The 17,585-nt window shown below is 59.7% G+C and carries 19 protein-coding genes and 1 tRNA gene; 16 read left to right on the top strand and 4 right to left on the bottom strand.

Features of this window, described 5'->3' with window-relative positions; all coding sequences use genetic code 11:
- Nucleotides 1–95: 95 nt before the first annotated feature.
- Genes I8E17_RS15420 through I8E17_RS15380 form a run of 9 tightly spaced genes read left to right on the top strand, consistent with a single transcriptional unit; the run spans nucleotide 96 to nucleotide 8,100 of the window.
- Nucleotides 96–779, top strand: coding sequence for an MtnX-like HAD-IB family phosphatase (locus I8E17_RS15420; RefSeq protein WP_069614808.1), 684 nt, complete (start codon nucleotides 96–98; stop codon nucleotides 777–779).
- Nucleotides 780–799: 20 nt separating this feature from the next.
- Nucleotides 800–2,218: an aminotransferase class III-fold pyridoxal phosphate-dependent enzyme gene (locus I8E17_RS15415; protein ID WP_069614807.1), complete on the top strand. Its 1,419-nt coding sequence runs from the start codon at nucleotides 800–802 to the stop codon at nucleotides 2,216–2,218.
- Between the two features lie 4 nt (nucleotides 2,219–2,222).
- Nucleotides 2,223–3,176 carry an arginase gene (locus I8E17_RS15410; RefSeq protein ID WP_069614806.1) on the top strand — a complete coding sequence of 318 codons (954 nt, stop codon included), beginning with the start codon at nucleotides 2,223–2,225 and terminating at the stop codon, nucleotides 3,174–3,176.
- On the top strand, nucleotides 3,173–3,526 hold the full coding sequence (locus I8E17_RS15405) for an EamA family transporter (RefSeq protein WP_069614805.1): 354 nt from the start codon (nucleotides 3,173–3,175) through the stop codon (nucleotides 3,524–3,526). Before I8E17_RS15410 ends, I8E17_RS15405 begins: the two co-directional genes overlap by 4 nt.
- Nucleotides 3,523–4,395, top strand: coding sequence for a fatty acid desaturase (locus I8E17_RS15400; RefSeq protein WP_069614804.1), 873 nt, complete (start codon nucleotides 3,523–3,525; stop codon nucleotides 4,393–4,395). The genes I8E17_RS15405 and I8E17_RS15400 overlap by 4 nt, the downstream gene beginning before the upstream one ends.
- A complete protein-coding gene (locus tag I8E17_RS15395; RefSeq protein ID WP_069614803.1) occupies nucleotides 4,385–5,200 on the top strand; it encodes an alpha/beta fold hydrolase in 816 nt (271 codons plus the stop codon). Before I8E17_RS15400 ends, I8E17_RS15395 begins: the two co-directional genes overlap by 11 nt.
- Nucleotides 5,181–6,329 (top strand): peptidogalycan biosysnthesis protein, encoded by a 1,149-nt coding sequence (locus I8E17_RS15390; protein ID WP_069614802.1) that lies wholly within the window; start codon nucleotides 5,181–5,183, stop codon nucleotides 6,327–6,329. The genes I8E17_RS15395 and I8E17_RS15390 overlap by 20 nt, the downstream gene beginning before the upstream one ends.
- Nucleotides 6,329–6,760: an EamA family transporter gene (locus I8E17_RS15385; protein WP_069614801.1), complete on the top strand. Its 432-nt coding sequence runs from the start codon at nucleotides 6,329–6,331 to the stop codon at nucleotides 6,758–6,760. The genes I8E17_RS15390 and I8E17_RS15385 overlap by 1 nt, the downstream gene beginning before the upstream one ends.
- Entirely contained in the window at nucleotides 6,760–8,100 is a 1,341-nt protein-coding gene (locus I8E17_RS15380) for a cyclopropane-fatty-acyl-phospholipid synthase family protein (RefSeq protein ID WP_069614800.1), read from the top strand. The genes I8E17_RS15385 and I8E17_RS15380 overlap by 1 nt, the downstream gene beginning before the upstream one ends.
- On the opposite strand, the gene I8E17_RS15375 is transcribed toward I8E17_RS15380, so the two are convergent.
- Nucleotides 8,041–8,889 (bottom strand): MipA/OmpV family protein, encoded by an 849-nt coding sequence (locus I8E17_RS15375; protein ID WP_069614822.1) that lies wholly within the window; start codon nucleotides 8,887–8,889, stop codon nucleotides 8,041–8,043. The genes I8E17_RS15380 and I8E17_RS15375 overlap by 60 nt on opposite strands.
- A gap of 401 nt (nucleotides 8,890–9,290) precedes the next feature.
- On the opposite strand from I8E17_RS15375, the gene I8E17_RS15370 reads away from it, so the two are divergent.
- A complete protein-coding gene (locus I8E17_RS15370; RefSeq protein WP_069614799.1) occupies nucleotides 9,291–10,037 on the top strand; it encodes a phosphatase PAP2 family protein in 747 nt (248 codons plus the stop codon).
- A 21-nt stretch (nucleotides 10,038–10,058) separates the two neighbouring features.
- On the opposite strand, the gene I8E17_RS15365 is transcribed toward I8E17_RS15370, so the two are convergent.
- Together I8E17_RS15365 and I8E17_RS15360 are read right to left on the bottom strand one after the other, a co-directional pair.
- Entirely contained in the window at nucleotides 10,059–10,700 is a 642-nt protein-coding gene (locus I8E17_RS15365) for a DUF1007 family protein (RefSeq protein WP_069614798.1), read from the bottom strand.
- A 199-nt stretch (nucleotides 10,701–10,899) separates the two neighbouring features.
- Nucleotides 10,900–10,974, bottom strand: a tRNA-Gly gene (locus I8E17_RS15360).
- Between the two features lie 244 nt (nucleotides 10,975–11,218).
- On the opposite strand from I8E17_RS15360, the gene I8E17_RS15355 reads away from it, so the two are divergent.
- From I8E17_RS15355 to I8E17_RS15335, 5 genes are all read left to right on the top strand, one after another.
- Nucleotides 11,219–11,728: a prolyl-tRNA synthetase associated domain-containing protein gene (locus I8E17_RS15355; RefSeq protein WP_069614821.1), complete on the top strand. Its 510-nt coding sequence runs from the start codon at nucleotides 11,219–11,221 to the stop codon at nucleotides 11,726–11,728.
- A gap of 159 nt (nucleotides 11,729–11,887) precedes the next feature.
- Entirely contained in the window at nucleotides 11,888–12,859 is a 972-nt protein-coding gene (gene trxA / locus I8E17_RS15350) for a thioredoxin (RefSeq protein WP_069614797.1), read from the top strand.
- A gap of 253 nt (nucleotides 12,860–13,112) precedes the next feature.
- Nucleotides 13,113–13,772 (top strand): LON peptidase substrate-binding domain-containing protein, encoded by a 660-nt coding sequence (locus tag I8E17_RS15345; RefSeq protein WP_069614796.1) that lies wholly within the window; start codon nucleotides 13,113–13,115, stop codon nucleotides 13,770–13,772.
- 9 nt (nucleotides 13,773–13,781) lie between these two features.
- A complete protein-coding gene (locus I8E17_RS15340; protein WP_069614795.1) occupies nucleotides 13,782–13,970 on the top strand; it encodes a Trm112 family protein in 189 nt (62 codons plus the stop codon).
- Nucleotides 13,971–14,190: 220 nt separating this feature from the next.
- Nucleotides 14,191–15,186 (top strand): hypothetical protein, encoded by a 996-nt coding sequence (locus I8E17_RS15335; RefSeq protein ID WP_069614794.1) that lies wholly within the window; start codon nucleotides 14,191–14,193, stop codon nucleotides 15,184–15,186.
- Between the two features lie 128 nt (nucleotides 15,187–15,314).
- Here the strand turns inward: I8E17_RS15335 and I8E17_RS15330 are convergent, their stop codons facing one another.
- Nucleotides 15,315–16,529, bottom strand: a complete 1,215-nt coding sequence (locus I8E17_RS15330) for a ubiquinone biosynthesis hydroxylase (protein ID WP_069614793.1) — start codon at nucleotides 16,527–16,529, stop codon at nucleotides 15,315–15,317.
- 83 nt (nucleotides 16,530–16,612) lie between these two features.
- On the opposite strand from I8E17_RS15330, the gene tesB reads away from it, so the two are divergent.
- Nucleotides 16,613–17,497, top strand: a complete 885-nt coding sequence (tesB, locus tag I8E17_RS15325) for an acyl-CoA thioesterase II (protein ID WP_069614792.1) — start codon at nucleotides 16,613–16,615, stop codon at nucleotides 17,495–17,497.
- Nucleotides 17,498–17,585 lie beyond the last annotated feature (88 nt).

The raw sequence follows: 17,585 nt of genomic DNA, 5'->3' as shown, positions 1-17,585 counted from the left end.
GCCTCGTCGTTTTTCATTTTCGCTTCATTTTCCGCTCATGCCCGGCTCATCTGAGGTTGTTAGACGCAACTTAAGATTAGGCGAAGGGGTATTTGATGCAGGTGTTTTGCGATTTTGATGGAACCATATCCATCGAAGACGCGACGGATATGGTGCTGACCCGATTCGCCGGTTCTGAGTGGGAAGATATCGAGCAGCTGTGGAAGCAGGGGCTGATCGGCTCCGGCGAATGCATGCGCCGGCAGATCGCTCTTATCGAGGCAAACAGGGGCGAGCTCGACCGGTTTCTCGATACGCTGGCGATCGACCCCGGTTTCGAGGCGTTCCTGTCCTTTTGCCGCCGCGACGAATTGCCTGTCACGATCGTCAGCGATGGTGTGGACTATTTCATCCGGCGCATCCTGGCGCGCCATGGCGTCGAGGGCTTGCCGATCGTCGCCAATGTGCTGACCTGCAGCGTCTCCCAAGGCCGCGAATCCTATTCGCTGTTCCCGCCATTTACGGCGACGGGCTGCGTATCCGGCGCCGGTGTCTGCAAATGCCGCGTCGTCGATAGCAACGACCTGCAGGTCTATATCGGCGACGGGCGTAGCGACTTCTGTGTTTCCGACAAGGTCGACCTCGTTTTCGCCAAGGCCAAGCTTGTCGATTACTGCGAGGAAAACGGCATTCCCTATGTCGGTTTCGCAGACTTTTCCGACCTGCTTCCAAAGATGGAAGCCGTTCTCCCGAGCGTCGAGCGACGCTCCCGTACGCTGCCGCATTTCAAGACAGCGTAAAACAGACCGAGAGGCATTGAATGAAAACGAATGTAGCCGAAGCCTTCAGCGGCGAGACCGAGTCCGTCCGCTCCGAAGAGGAATTGCGCGCTCTTGAGGAGCTCTATTGCTCCCATGGCGATACCGTTCACTACACGGACAAGCCGAAATTCTTCGAGGAATGCGAAGGCTCCTATGTCTACGATCGGACCGGCACACCGTTCCTCGATCTGCAGATGTGGTACTCCGCCGTTAATTTCGGCTATCGCAACGAGCGCCTGAACGAGGCCGCGCACCGCCAGCTCGATCGCCTCCCGCAGGTCGCCTCGCAATATCTGCACCGCGAAAAGGTGGAGCTTGCGGCGATGATCGCCCGGGACGCCGAGCGCAAGTTCGGCCATAAGGGCCGCGTCCATTTCAACGTCGGCGGCTCGCAGGCTGTTGAGGATTCCCTGAAGCTCGTGCGCAATTATACAGGCGGCAAGAGCCTGATGTTCGCCTTCGAGGGCGGCTATCACGGTCGCACGCTCGGCGCCTCGGCGATCACCTCGAGCTACCGCTATCGCCGCCGCTACGGCCATTTCGGCGATCGTGCCCAGTTCGTTGAATTCCCCTATTACTTCCGCGGCCCGAAGGGCATGTCGAAGGAGGAATACGGACATTACTGCGTCCAGAAATTCGCCCGCCTGTTCGAGAGCGAATATAACGGCGTCTGGGACCCAAAGGCCGGCAAGTCCGAATATGCGGCCTTCTATATCGAGCCGATCCAGGGCACGGGCGGCTACGTCATTCCGCCGATGAACTTCTTCGTCGAACTGAAGAAGGTGCTCGACGATCACGGCATCCTGCTCGTCGTCGACGAAATCCAGATGGGCGTCTACCGCACCGGCAAGCTCTGGTCGATCGAGCACTTCGGCGTTTCGCCTGATGCGCTGATCTTCGGCAAGGCGATCACCAACGGCCTCAATCCGCTTTCCGGCGTCTGGGCTCGCGAAGAGCTGATCAACCCGACGATCTTCCCGCCCGGCTCCACGCATTCGACCTTCGCCAGCAACCCGATGGGCACCGCCGTCGCGCTCGAAACGATGAAGATGCTGGAAGAGCAGGATTTCGGCGCTGCGATCATGGAAAAGGGCGCCCATTTCCTCGACGGGCTGAAGCAGCTGCAGAAGCGCCATGCCATCGTCGGCGAAGTCGACGGTCTCGGCCTCGCCCTGCGCATGGAAATCTGCAAGGACGACAGCTACACGCCGGACAAGGCGACGATGGACTGGATGTGCGATGAGGGCATGAAGGGCGACCTTCAGGTCGGCGGCAGGACCTACGGCCTCGTGCTTGACGTCGGCGGCTACCACAAGAACGTCATCACGTTTGCTCCCAACCTGCTGATCACCCGCGAAGAGATCGATCTGGCGCTTGCGCTTCTCGATCAGCTTCTGACGCGGGCGGCCCGGAGATAAGACGGTGCAACTGCTGCTTCTTCATCTCGATGATGCTTTGGAGTTGCAGCCTGACTTCGTGCGCGCCTGCAAATTTGCCGGCGCGTACCAGTATTTCGGCAAGAATGCCGGGCAGCAGGTTCGGCTTTGGAGCAAACAGGACGCGCTAAATGATCTCAGCCGCGAGATCGTCAAGAACAGGCCGGCGACAGGCAAGGCCCCGCAATTGTGCTTCATGGGCTCCGGTGATTTCCATCATATCACCGCTCTGCTGCTCGACGATGCGCTCGAGCGACAATCCAGCGCAGCCACGCTGATTCATTTCGACAATCATCCGGATTGGGTCAAGTTCGATGGCGGTCTGCACTGTGGCTCCTGGGTCAACAGCGCACTTGCCAATTCCAACATCCAGAAGGTCATCACGATCGGTGTCTGCAGCCATGATCTTCGCAGCCCCGAGCGCAAGGGGGCCAACCTGCATTGGCTCGCCGACGGCAAGCTGGAGCTGTATCCATACGAGCATCCGCCGAGCCGTGTACTGGCCGATTACGGCACCGGTGCCAGCTACCGGCAGGAAAGAGGTGCGCTGCACTGGAAATCGATCGTCGAAATCGGCGAGGAAAATTTCATCGATCATATGCTCAACCGCATTCGCACGGAGGCTGTCTACGTTACGATAGACAAGGATGTATTGGCCGCCGACGATGCCGTTACCAATTGGGATCAGGGCCGCATGCGATTGCCCTATCTCCTCTCCCTCATCAGCGAAATCGGCAGCCGTCACCGCGTCATCGGCGCCGATGTCATCGGGGATTATTCGACCCCGAGTTATGCTGGCAGCCTTCGGACACAGTTCATGAAGCGCGCGGAGATCTTCATCGATCAGCCGCGTATGCGGCAGAGTGCCGAAACAATGAAAAACATCAACAGCGCGGCCAATCATGCGCTGTTGGAGGTGCTGGCGGAGTATATGCAATGACTGGCAGCCTGACACTTCCCATGCTTGGGCTCATCTTGTTCTGCGTGGTCGCGGAAACGGCCCGCGAAGTCTGTTTCAAGCAATCCGCCAGTGAGAACGCCCCCTTTAAGGCGTTGGCAAAACCGGTCACCTGGCTCGGCATTCTGCTCTGGGCCGTGGAGCTTTTCGCCTGGACGGCCGTTCTGGAGCACGTGCCACTGACCATCGCTTTCCCGCTGATGGCGATGAGCTATGTCGTCATCGTGCTCGCCGGCGCCGTCATCTTCAAGGAAAACATCAACCTGCGCCACGCGACGGGCGTGTTTCTCGTCACCGCCGGTGTGGTTTGCGTGGGAGTCACAGGACTATGAAAATCTTTGCGCACACCCGATGGGATCTGGCACCGGTGCTTGCCGCCGTCGCCCATCTCGCCTTCGACGTCTATCTGATTGTCGGCTTCGAAAGCCGGCCGCTTTGGCTCTCGGCCATTCTCGGCTGCCTTTATGCCGTTTCGATCTCCTGGAACATCAACAGCATATCGCACAATTTCATCCACACACCCTATTTCAAGCCGCGCTGGATGAATTACGGCTTCAGCCTCCTGGAGTCGGTCGCGATCGGCTTTTCGCAGACCTATTATCATTGGGTGCATATGCGTCATCATTCGGGCAACAGCGACCGTCCGAACGAAAAGGGCGAGACGATCGACATGCTCTCGATCTATCGCTATGGCCGCGACGGTCAGCCCGAAAACGTCTGGTCCTATACGTTCCTGAGCTTCTTCCGGGACAGCCTTGGCGACATCCACAAGGCGATTGCCCGCAACCGCCCCTTCGATGCGGCTTGGGGGCGTTTCGAGCTCTATTTCTTCTTGGGACTTGCCGCGGCCGCGCTGATATACGATTGGAAGGCGGTGCTGTTCTTCGTGCCGTTCTACTATATCGGCAACTGCCTGTCGTCGCTGAACGGCTATTACGAGCATCTGAACGGCGATCCGGACGAGCCGATCGCCTGGGGCGTTTCGAGTCACAAGCCTTTCTACAACTGGCTCTGGTTCGGCAATGGCTATCATGCCGAGCACCATTATCGTCCCCGCACCCACTGGACGAAGCTGCAGGCGCTGCACGAGCAGATCAAGGAAGAGCAGGAAAAGAACGGGACGCATGTGATCAGCACCTGCCATGCGCTTGGCTTCATGGCCAAGGAAAACCGGCAGTCGGAGCTATCTCATGAAAGCTGATGAATTGAGCTTCTTCATGGAGGGCTCAAATGGCAAGGGCGTCCTTCTGGTCCACGGACTGACGGGCGCGCCTGCCGAAATGAAACTGGTGGCTCGGCATCTCAACCGCAGGGGCTACAGCGTCTATGCGCCGCTGCTGGCGGGCCACGGCGTCGATGCGAAGACGTTGCGCCGGACCCGCTGGGAAGACTGGCTCGCCTCGGTCGTCGAAGCATCGCAGCTGCTGGCGTCCAGAACGCAGGAGGTGTTTGCCGCCGGCATCTGCGTCGGTGGCAAGCTCGCCATGCTGGCTGCCGAACAGCAGAAGAAGACCATCGGCGCTGTGGCGATCTATTCTCCCTGCTTCAGTTATGACGGCTGGGACGTTCCCTTCTATTATCCGCTGCTGGCCTCGCAGATCGGCTGGCTGTCGCGCGTTCCGTTCCTCGATCGGCTGAGCTTCAGCGAAACGACCTCGCTCGGAATCAAGGACGAGCGCATGCGCCGGCTGATCGAAGGCATGGCGAGCGAAGGGGTTCTGGAGAAATTCCCCGGCAAGGGCCTGGTCGAGATGCATCGGCTGGGTAAGACGCTTCGCAGCCTGCTGCCGCAGATGCAGACGCCGACGCTGATCCTGCATGCCGAGGACGACGATCTCGCGAGCCCGAAGCATGCCCGCTATATTTCCGAGCATATCGGTGCTCCGCATGAGCTGAAATGGATCACGGACAGCTATCACATGATCCATGTCGACCGGCAGCATCGGCAGGTGGCCGATTTCACGGCCGACTTCTTCGAGGCGCGTCATGTCGCAGCCGCTGCTTAAAATCGTGCCGCAGCCCATGGGTGACCCGGTGGCCGAAGTTCACTTCAGCATCCGCGCCATCGGCCGCGACGCATGGAATGCATGCTTCCCGGATGACGTCGAGGATTATGATTGCCTGCTGGCGATCGAGGAAGCCGGCCTCGAAGGGTTCGAATGGCGCTATATCACCGTTGCGGAAGGTGGGCGCGTGAGCGTCGCCATGCCGGCCTTTGTCTGCCTCTACGCTCTCGATACGACACTGGATGAGGGATTCCTGCGCCGGTCCGTGCGCAGGGTGCAGCGATATTTTCCAGGTTTTCTGAAGCTGCGCCTTGCATGTTTGGGGTCGCCCTGCACCGAGATCGGTGCGATCGGCTTTCATCCCGACATCCCGCAGGAGCGTCGTCGCGTCCTGCTGACGGAGATGTTGTCCTTCTTTGAGCAGGTTGCCGTGACGGAGCGCTGTGCGCTGATCGGTCTCAAGGATATCCCGGAGCAGGCTTCGTCCGAGTTCGGCGATCTGTTTGCCGCGCGCGGCTATGCCTCGATCGGCGCTCTTCCGACGGCGTGGCTCGACATCGATTTCAAGACGATCGACGAATATCTCGCCAGGCTTTCGGCTGGCACCCGCAAAGATATGCGCCGCAAGATGAAATCCTTCGACCAGGTCAGGGTGGAAATGCGGACGGATTTCGGCGAGTTCCTGCCTCAGGTGATGGCGCTCTATCATGATACGCGCAATCGAAGCGAATGGCAGTTCGAGGAGCTGACTTCTGCCTATTTCCAGGGCATTCTCGCCCACATGCCCGGCCGCTCTTTCTGCGCCTTCTATTTCGTCGAGGACAAGCTGCTTGCCGCCAATCTGATCGTGCATAACGAGCGGGTGGCTATCGACAAGTTCTTCTGCATGGATGGGGAAAAGGGCCGGCCCTATAATCTCTATTTCATCAGCTGGTTCACCAATCTGCGTTACTGCCTGGAGAACGGGTTGGGCCGTTATCAAAGCGGGCAGGCTCATTATGCAAACAAGGTGCGCCTCGGCAGCAAGCTGAACGTCAATGCGATGTATTTTCACCATCGAAATCCCTTGCTCCAGGGTGTGCTGCGACTGGTATCGCCGCTGTTCTCGACAGACGAGGCGGATGCGTAATGCCCAATATGCGGTTTTTCTGGCTTGCCGTGCCGGTGTTGAGCACTGTGTACCAAATCCTCATCAAGCTCGGTGCCGGGCAATTGCACGATGAAGGCATGCAGGCATGGCTCTGGCAGGCTCTCTCCTCTCCATGGATATTGGCGGCTATCGCCGTCGAGATCGTCGGTTTCTTCATCTGGATGAGTGTGCTGGCCGAGCTCGATCTGAGCCGCGCCTTTCCGCTTACGGGCATCAGCTATGTGCTCATCGTCGCGACCGGCTGGTTCGTCTTCGGCGAGCGGGCGGTCGCCCTGCAGATGGTCGGCAGCGGCTTGATCCTGACCGGCGTCTGGCTGATTGCAGGCGCCGGTGTCGAGACCAAGGAGCATCATGAGGAATTGGAGCCGAAGCAGGAGGAACTGCGTACGGGGACCGGCAAGGATAGGTGATGTCCAACATGCAAGCTGACAACCGCCCCAAGGGCAAAACCCCCGCCATTTTCTCCAGCCTTGTCGACTGGTGCCTGAAGCGCGGACTTTCCTCCATCGTCACGCGGGGCGCGCTGACCGTGACGACGGCCAGCGGCCGTGCGCTGACCTTTGGCGACGGCACGGGCGCGCCGGTCCATGTCCGTTTCACCGATGATCGTGCCGAATGGGCGCTCCTCATCGACGCCGACAAGCGGCTGGGCGAACTTTACATGGATGGCCGCTTCATCGTCGAGCGAGGCACGCTTTACGATTTCGTGGCAATGATGCTGCGTGAGGGGCAGAACAGCACCCACCCCCTTATTGCCCGCATCATCGATCATGTCCGGACCAAGCTCAGGATCTTCCGCCATCGTAACCTGCCTGGGCGCTCGAAGGCCAATGTCGCCCATCATTACGATCTCGACGGCCGGCTCTACGAGCTCTTCCTCGATCCGGACCGGCAATATTCCTGCGCCTATTTCGAGCATGCCGACCAATCGCTTGACGATGCACAGCTTGCCAAGAAGCGGCATATCGCCGCCAAGCTTTTGATCGAGCCGAACAACAGCATCCTCGATATCGGCTGCGGCTGGGGCGGCCTCGCGCTGCATATGGCTGAACATGCGCCCGGCGGCTACGTGCTTGGTGTCACTCTCTCAGAGGAGCAGCACGACTATGCTTCGAAGCGGATTGCCGACAGGGCCGGCGGAACGCCGGCGGAGGTTCAGTTCGCGCTGAGGGATTACCGCAGCCTGACCGGCCGCTTCGACAGGATCGTTTCCGTCGGCATGTTCGAGCATGTCGGGCTCGCGTCCTATCGCACCTTCTTCCGCAAATGCGCCGAATTGCTGGAAGATGACGGCATCATGGTGCTGCATACCATCGGCTGTTCGGCGACGCCCGGCTTCACGACGCCGTGGCTCGACAAATATATCTTCCCCGGCGGTTACATTCCGGCCCTTTCCGAAATCGTCCCCGAAATCGAGGCGGCGGGGCTTGCCATCACCGATGTCGAGGTGCTGCTGCTGCATTATGCCAAGACGCTGGAGGCGTGGCGGGAGCGTTTCATGGCACGTTGGGACGACGCCGCCAAGCTCTACGACGAGCGCTTCTGCCGCATGTGGGAATATTATCTTTCGACGGCGGAGGCCGCCTTCCGCTACGAGGATCTCGTCGTCTTCCAGATCCAGATCGCCAAGCGAAATGACATAATTCCGCTGACGCGCAACTATATCGCCGACAATGAAGCGAAGAGCGCTTCAAAACTTGACGTTGAAGGTTCTGTTGAGCGTAAAGCCGATGATGTTCTGGTCGGGTGAGCCGAAGCGCGAAGTGATCGGGCTGTCGGCCGCATCGCCCACCAGGCGGTTATATTTCTCGTAGACCTGCACGCTCCACTCCGGCGAGATCGTATAGGTCGCCGCCACGGTGAAGCCGACCGATTTTACGCCGGCACCGGCATCGAAGGCATTGATATGGCCATGCCTCGCAGCTTCGCTCTCCGAGATGCCAAAATTGGTGCGCATATAGACCGAATTTGCCATCGACAGGCGAGGGCCAGCGGACAATAGCCATTTGTCTCCGAGCGGCTGGAACCAATCGAGGGCGAAATCGCCCACCAGTCCATCGCCACCCCAAAGCGACTGGCGTATTTCCGTGCGGAACCGAAGCCGATTGTCCATCAGCCAATATTGGGCAAAGCCGCCCGCATCGAAATTCCAGCGCACCCTGCGCTGGCTTTGCAGGTGCAGATTGTTGAGATCGAAGCGGTCATCCCGCAAGCCGACCACGGGGCCGATTTCGAGGCCTCCGAGATCGAAAAGCTGGTAATCGAAATTGTCGTCCGGGGCACTGTATTCCTGCGCCTCACCCAAACGGTGAATATCGAAGGACGGCAGGGCACCGAAGGTATAATGCTTCGATCCCTCATAGCTCGGGCCATATTCCACGGTTGCGCCAAGCGTCATGACCCAGGTATCGGATGAGGATTTGACTGCATCGTCCGCCCTGGATGAGGCGGGACACATGCCGACAATAGACGCTGCCAGCAGCCCCGTTCCGGCCAGCGCAGACAGCCGGGCGGAGAAAGATGTCCCAACATTTAACACTCTGAAAACACCTGATGCCTGATCGCCCCGCAGCACTACTAGCACAGCTCGCGGCCTGGAAAATAGCGGAAAGTTCGAAAGCAAACACGGCGTCTATCCTGTTGCCGAATTGCCTTTTGCTCGGCTCGTGGAGGCGATGCTCGCCTGGTTCATTGACGGTATCCTTTATCGCGATCCTTGAGCAGGAAACGACGCCGACCACATCCTCCCTGCACCGGCTGCAGCAAATTCGCGTCAAGATAGAGACAGTTTATTTCACGAACCTGAAGCGCCTGCGGCACCGAACATATCATCGCGGCTTTGATCGATTGGAACCCGCGCATTTTATACCTAGATAGGGTTTGTCCGGCCTTTGGTCGTGGAAGAAACGATATGAGAGCAGGCAAGGCGGGTTTTAGCGCATGAAGGATCGGCCATTCGGCACATCGGGTATTCCTGGATGGTTGAACCGCTATGAGCCCTTGCTGCTTGTAATGTTCGCCGCACTTTCGGGCGGAATTCTTCTTTTCATCTATCTCACAGGAGAGGTGCTCGAAGGCAGCACGAAGGGATTCGACGAGGCGATCCTGCTGGCCCTTCGTCAGCCCGGCGATCTCTCTGTTCCGATCGGTCCGGGTTGGCTGACCCATGCGGTCAAGGACATAACAAGCCTCGGCGGAACGACTGTGCTCGCGCTGATGACGGCGCTGGTGACGATCTATCTGCTGCTCGACCGGCAGCGCGCCATCGCCATCTTTATCGTCGCTTCGGTGCTGGGCGGATGGGCGCTGAGCACAGCCTTGAAGGTCGGTGTCGCGCGGGCGCGGCCCGATATCGTGCCGCATCTGGTCGAGGTTCACGATCTGAGTTTTCCGAGCGGCCATGCGATGGTGTCCGCCGTGACCTATCTGACCCTTGCCGCGCTGATCTCAGGCACGCGAACCTATCGCTCGACGCGGGTCTTCACCGTTGCGGCCGGCATCCTGCTGACATTGATGATCGGTGCGAGCCGGATCTATCTCGGCGTCCATTATCCGACCGACGTCCTCGGTGGCTGGTGTGCCGGCGCGACCTGGGCGCTCGCCTGCTGGATCATCGCCCGCCGCTACATATCGCCTGCCGCAAGCGGCAAGAGGCCTGCCGAAGACGACGGTCCGCCTTTCAAATGAGGGAAGGTGTCCTTGGCAGGATCAGCACTGGACTTCGAGCCGCGTGGCCACCAGCAGCGAGTAGTCCGTGCCCTTCGGGTCGCTGAAGAACATGCTTGTCAGCGCGGCTTGGTTTTCCGCCATGACTTCCTTAGGATTGGGTCTGATGACCTTGCGCTTGCAGCGGCCGAAGGCCGGTCCCGATGTGCTCAAATCGTTGTCGGTGGCGAAATCCACCGCCGTATAGAGCGTCTTGTCGTAGATGCCGAAAATGGTGGTTCCCTTGAGGAAGGTCTTCTGCTCCGGCTTCAGCGAAAAGGTCAGCGTCAGCGAACCATCCTTGTAGTCCGCCTGGATCGCATCCGGCTTGGCCATGGGCACTGCTTTGCCGTTGCTGGTGACGTTCGTATAGTAATCATACTGTGCCAGCGAATCCCTGACCGTCTTTCCCACCGCCTTGAGCTCGCTCGCGCTCAAAGCCTTGTCGCCACTCTTGCCGTAATCCATGAGGACGGAAGAAGTGAACACCTCGTCGAAGCTCCAGACGTTGCGCAGCTCGCTGATGGAGCCATCGGGCGCCGAGACGACCTCGAACTTGGCGTCGATGAAGATATGCGGATGGGCAAGCGCGGGAACGGGCAGAAGCGAAAGCATCGCCATCAGCAGGGAAATCTTTGTTTTCATGCGAGCAATACCACGTTCCGTCCGGTCTATCCGATGCGCAGACCTGAACGTCAAATGAGACTGATTTGAGACCCTGCGCGTGTGGGCAAGGCATAGATGCAAGGGAAGGAAACAGGAATACGCAAACTTGCCTTTTCGGCAAAATACCAGCCTCGGCCTGAGCCGTGACTTCTTCTCTTCGACAAAGATCTTGGAAAACTGGAGCGGGCGAAGGGATTCGAACCCTCGACCCCAACCTTGGCAAGGTTGTGCTCTACCCCTGAGCTACACCCGCTCATTCCCGTCGCGATCCGGGGTAGTGTGCTGGACCGCTGGGCGTCGTCTTGCGGCGACGGGCGCTATATGGCCTAACCATTTTTCAAATGCAACAGGGAAATGACGAGTTCGCGAAGAAAAATTGCATCTTCTTTTCGCGAGCCATCGGAAAGCCCGGAAACGCCGGGCTTTGTCGTCTCGAAGATTGCAATGAAATTGTGGGCGACGTATCAGGGGCGAACCATTTTCGATTGCGAGACGCCATGACCGAAACCACTCCGAAAAGCCGCGACGATCTTTTCCGATTCCTGGATGGGCTCGGTATCAGCCATACGACCAAGGATCATGCTCCGGTCTTCACCGTCGCCGAATCGGTATCGCTGCGCGACGAAATTCCGGGCGGCCATACGAAAAACCTCTTCGTGAAGGACAAGAAGGACAATTTCTTCCTGCTGACCGTCGAGGAAAACGCGACGGTCGACCTGAAGACCGTGCACACGCTGATCGGTGCGGCCAGCAAGGTGTCCTTCGGCAAGCCGGAAAAGCTGATGGAATATCTTGGCGTCATCCCGGGCTCTGTCACGGCCTTCGGCGCGATCAACGACATCGCCAACAATGTCACCTTCGTCCTCGATGCCGAGCTGATGGCGCATGACATCGTCAATTGCCATCCCCTGTCGAACGATGCGACCACGTCGATTGCCAGCGCCGATCTCATTCGCTTCATGGAGGCGACGGGTCATACGCCGCTAGTCTTGAAAGTGACGAGCTAACGTACGATTTTAGCGCTAAGATTATAGCGGTCGGCTTCTCTTCGGATTGTTCGGTCGCTTTGGCCACTTCATGGAGCGTGCTGGCAGGCGAACCTCGTCGTCTCGTCTGGAGATCATGCTTCTCACAAAATCAAGGATGCCGGCAGGCGGGAGACACTCATGAGCGGTTCGAACAATCCCTATAACGCTTCTTTCGGCGGCCAGATGTCGGCCTCGGCATCCTACGGCGCCACGCCAGCCGCTGGCGGCGCTTCGCCGATCAAGGATACGACGACAGCGACCTTCGCCAAGGACGTTATCGAGGAATCGCGCAACCAGCCGGTGCTGGTCGATTTCTGGGCGCCTTGGTGCGGCCCGTGCAAGCAGCTGACGCCGGTGCTCGAAAAGGTCGTCACCGAGGCGAAGGGCCGCGTCAAGCTGGTCAAGATGAATATCGACGATCATCCCTCGATCGCCGGCCAGCTCGGCATCCAGTCGATCCCGGCCGTCATCGCCTTCGTCAACGGCCGTCCGGCCGATGGCTTCATGGGTGCGGTGCCGGAAAGTCAGGTTCGCCAGTTCATCGATCGCCTCGGCGGTCCCGCTGGCGGCGACGATCCGGCAGCGGAGATCGCTGCCGTTCTGGAAGAGGCAAGCGGCCTGCTTGCCGCCGGCGACGTCAATGGCGCGGCAGAGCTTTTCGGCGCAGTGCTGCAGGCGGACCCGGAAAATGCCAAGGCGCTCGCCGGCATGGCGGAATGCATGATCGCCGCCGGCCAGAGCCAGCGCGCCCGCGAGGCGCTTGCCGACCTGCCGGAGACGCTCGCCAACGATGCCGGCATCCAGGCCGTGGTCAAGAAGCTCGACCAGATCGACGAGGCCCGCAAGCTCGGCGATCCCGTTGCGATCGAGCATGAGCTTGCCCTCAATCCCGACAATCACGAGCAGCGCATCAAGCTCGCCAAAATCCGCAATGTCGAAGGCAAGCGCGAGGAGGCGGCCGAGCATCTTCTGACCGTCATGCGCAAGGACCGCAGCTACGACGATGACGGCGCCCGCCGCCAGCTGCTGGAGTTCTTCGAGGTATGGGGTGTCAAGGATCCCGCCACGATCGCGGCGCGGCGCAAGCTTTCCTCCATTTTGTTTTCTTAACGGGTCAGTTGTCCTACGGGCATGGCGATCGCGCGGAACCTTCCGGGCGATCGCTTGTTAGACGGCCGTCCTATGTATCCGGCAAACGGCTCCCTTCGGCGTTTTCATTGAAAATGCTCTTGTGTTTTCGGCAGACGGGCTCACATTGTCGGTGACGCGGCGCGAAAAGAGGCGATGACCGCGAATGTGTGTCGTTCCTGCGCGGCTCACTGCGGCGCGCAGCGCGTCGGGACGATCTAGCGGGATGGAAAAGATGCAAGTCGGCAATGCGAGATATCTGAAGCCGGGCGATCTGCCCGAATCGGTGGTCGTCTTTCCCTTATCCGGCGCGCTGCTGCTGCCCGGGGCGCAACTGCCGCTCAATATCTTCGAGCCGCGCTATCTCGCCATGTTCGATGCGGCCATCGCCGGAAATCGTTTGATCGGCATGATCCAGCCGGCGCTGGGAGAGCCGCCGGAATCGTCCAATCTGGCGCATGTCGGCTGCCTCGGGCGCATCACCTCCCTCTCGGAGACCGGCGATGGGCGTTATATCGCCGCACTGACGGGCATATGCCGTTTCCGGCTGATGGATGAAATCACTGCCCACCAGCCCTATCGCACATTCCGCATTACTCCCTTCATTTCCGACCTGAAATCCCATCATGAGGAAGGCACGGTCGATCGCCCGGCACTGCTTTCGGCTTTCCGTGCCTATCTGGAGGCCAACAAGCTTGAGGCGGATTGGGAAAGCGTCGAGCGGGCCGACAATATGATGCTGGTCAATTCGCTGTCGATGATGGCGCCTTTCGATCCCGCCGAGAAACAGGCCCTTCTCGAAGCGCCCGACCTGAAGACCCGGGCAGAAACCTTCATCGCCATCGTCAAGATCGTGCTCGCCGGCTCCGGCGACACCGATTCCCTGCTGCAGTAGGAGTTTCAGATGGATGTCACCGTCAGCAAGGTCGACCCGAAATTGCTCGATCTGCTCGTCTGCCCGCTGACCAAGGGGCGGCTGAGCTACGACCGGGAAAAGAACGAGCTGATCTCGGAAAAAGGGCGCCTTGCCTATCCGATCCGCGACGGCATTCCGATCATGCTGATTTCGGAAGCAAGGCGTATCGAGGATTGAGGATCGCTCCCCTCGGTATTGTGTAGAGTTGAGGCCGGCCGCCCCACTCAGGAATCAATGGAATGGCGACTTTGCGTCTCAAGGCGGTCAGACAAAGTGGCGCGCGCCAAGTGCCTTAGCTGCCGTTGAGGCGAATTAGGCATATTGGCGCGCGATCCCTGCGCCGCCACTGCGGTGGCGGCCGTACTACAATTTAATTGAGGGAGACAGACGTCGGGGCATGCGCGGTAACGAGACACGCAATCAGCACTTTGTGTCGCAGGTTGAGCAGAGGCTCAACGCGAGCAACCCGAACAGCACCGGCGGTAGTTTCCGGATCTACTCGTTTCGCATCGCGGATCGAGAGGCTTCCAGGATTGAGCTGGAGAACCCCCGCGGGCGTGCGATCGTATCGACCTTGTCGATGCTTGACCTCTTCAGCTTCGACGTGCCGGGAGGCGGACCGCTGCGCATGAACCTCGAGGCGCTGTTCCACAAGTACGAAGCGAAGGTCGAGATTCATACCAAAGGCCTGCTCGAAAAGCTGGCAGTGGGCAGCACGGACATCAAGACTGAGCTTATTGACTTGTTCACCGCAAAGCTGCTGAACTTCATCCGCAATCCCTTCTGCATCCAGAAGGTGTTGAACAGCTTTCCCGGCGTTGGACAGTACGAACCGACCGATCCGGAACTGTTCGCCGTCTATCGACGGATCGTCAACGGACAGAAGCCGCACCAGGCTCACCTGTGCCGGCAACTCGACGTATCGCACGAGACCTATGTCGAGTGGCTCCGGCTGATCTTCGTTCTGTTGATGCAGATCGGGGATGACCGGCCGAACCTGTTCGAAGGCATGATTAAGGCGCTGTTTGAGGCGCGCGACACGCAGGCCGCAGCCTTTGTCTGGATCTACGACCAAGACGTCTGCCTGCTTTCGGATCGAAGCTACTGCCAGCCCATTCCAGACGGCGCGCACATGGCGATGTCCTTCAATCTGTGTTCCACCGTCTTCGCGGACTACGTTTTCGCCGACGCTGCGACCTTGGTCGAAGGTCGCGCTGCGCCTGCATTTGGGGCGAGTGCCTTAGCCGCTTGGCGGCAGCGGTCCCAGGCCACAATCAACGTGACGGTGACGAAGAACAATCGTCCAATGCTGGCCCGCTACAATCGGCAAATCATCGAGCAAGCGCGCGAACGGGTCTACTGTGCGGAGAAGGCTGGCATCGTGCTGGCGTAGCCAGCCTAACGCAGATTAATGGCGGCTTTCCAAAACATTTGACGATTTGACGCCCGAAACCTTCCGGTCCTCTCCCGGCCCTTTCGCAGACATCTGCGGCGACCTACACTCCTTCCAATTTTCTGCGCTCAAATCGCCTCGCCAGCCAGCAGCCGCGGATTGTCCTTGGCCGTGGTGCCCGCCGCCTGGCCGATGAAGAAGGATTTGAGGCTGGGCAGGCGGTCGACGATCCCCAGTCCGAAGTCGCGGGCGATGCGCAGCGGCGTGTTGTCGTTGGAGAACAGCCGGTTGAGCACATCGGTCGTCACCCCCATGCGGAAGGTGTCGAAGCGGCGCCAGGTCTGGTAGCGTTCGAGGATATTGATCGAGCCGATGTCGAGGCCCAGGCGGTCGGCCTCGACGATGGTCTCGGCAAGGGCGGCCACATCCTTGAAGCCGAGATTGAGGCCCTGGCCGGAGATCGGATGGATGCCGTGGGCGGCGTCGCCGGCCAATGCGAAGCGCGGCGCGACGAAGGCGCGGGCCAGCGTCAGGCCGAGCGGGAAAGCGCGGCGCTCGCCGATCGTGCGCAGTGCGCCGAGCTTATGGCCGAAGCGGCGCTCCAGTTCCTCTTCGAAAACGAGATCGTCCGAGGCGACCAGCCGTTCGGCGTCGGGGGTGCGCTCCGTCCAGACGAGCGAGGAGCGATTGTTCTTCAAGGGCAGGATGGCGAAGGGGCCGGAGGGCAGAAAATGCTCCTCGGCACAGCCGCCATGCGGCCGCTCGTGCTCGACGGTAACGACGATGCCGGACTGGCCGTAATCCCAATTGACCGTCTTGATCCCAGCCATGTCGCGCAGCTTGGAGCGCACGCCGTCGCAGGCGACCAGAAGCCGCGTTTCCAGCGTGCTGCCATCCGATAGGGTGAGGGTGGTCTTGTTGTCTTCGGTTGTGAAGCCGGTGGCGCTGAGGCCATGCTTGATCGGTATGCCCAAGCGCTCGCAGGCGCCACGGAGCGCGCCGACCATGGTGAGGTTCGGCACCATATGGGCGAAGGGCTGGCCGTCGGCCACTTCGCCGTCGAAGGTGAGAAAGACCGGGCGGACGGGATCGCCTGTGCGCGAATCGGTGACGATCATGCGGGTGATCGGCTCGGCCTCCGGCGCGATCTCGTTCCAGACACCCAGAACTTCAAGCATCTTGGAGGCGGCGGCGATGATCGCCGATGCGCGCATATCCTTCTTCCAGGCGGATTCCGGTGCGGCTTCCACGATCATGACATCGAGGTGGGGGGCTGCCTGCTTGACTGCGACCGCTGCGGCAAGACCCACATATCCGCCACCCACTACCAGCATGTCCAACATAGCGCTTCCCTGTGTCTTACTGTCACGTCCTGCTCTATATAGAGCATCCTGTTGACGGTTCCTACCATGGGAGTTCAAGCAAAATGTCGCGAGAGACCGGGAAGCTCACCCCGATGGAAACCGTACTGGCGACACTGGATCTCGAAACGATCGAGATGAACCTGTTTCGCGGCAATAGCCCGCAGGTCGGCTGGCAGCGCGTCTTCGGCGGGCAGGTCATCGGCCAGGCGCTGATGGCGGCGCAGCGAACGGTGGATGGCGATCGCTTCGCGCATTCGCTGCACGCCTATTTCATGCTGCCCGGTGATCCCTCGGTTCCGATCCTCTATCAGGTCGATCGCCTGCGTGACGGCTCGAGCTTCAATACGCGGCGTGTACTGGCCATTCAGCACGGCAAGGCGATCTTTGCGCTGACGGCGTCCTTCCAGGTCGACGAGCCAGGCTTCGATCATCAGGGCGACATGCCCGACGTGCCGATGCCGGAAGAGCTGATGGACGAGGAGCAGGTCAAACAGCGCTATCTCGCCCATGCGCCGGAGAATGTCCGCCGCTATTGGGAGCGCAAGCGGGCAATCGAGATCCGGCCCGTTTCGATCGAGAGCTATTTCTCGCGCGCCCAGCCGAGCCAGCGGCAGAATATCTGGGTTCGCGTCACGGGGCCGGTGCCGGACGACCGGCTCTACCAGAATGCCGTGCTCGCCTATCTCTCCGACATGACGCTGCTCGATGTTTCCCTGAATGCGCATGGCACATCGGTACTGGATCCGACCGTCCAGGTGGCGAGCCTCGACCATGCCATGTGGTTCCATCGTCCCTTCAAACTCGACGACTGGCTGCTCTACAGCCAGGAGAGTCCGAGTGCCTCCGGCGCCCGGGGATTTACCCGCGGCAGCCTGTTTACGCGATCCGGTATCCTGATTGCGTCGGTGGCGCAGGAAGGCCTGATTCGTAAAAAGGCAAATGCTTAAATAAGTGGCAAATTTATAAATTTGCACTTTATTTGTGCGGCTCTCGCGACGAGAAATGCCGCTTTATTGGGTCTGTGCAATAAATCTG

Source organism: Rhizobium sp. AB2/73 (assembly GCF_020871915.1).
In the GTDB taxonomy this organism is placed as follows: Bacteria; Pseudomonadota; Alphaproteobacteria; order Rhizobiales; family Rhizobiaceae; genus Rhizobium; species Rhizobium dioscoreae.
The sequence above is the reverse complement of the archived record's forward strand: the minus strand, read 5'-3'. Positions and strand labels throughout refer to the sequence as shown.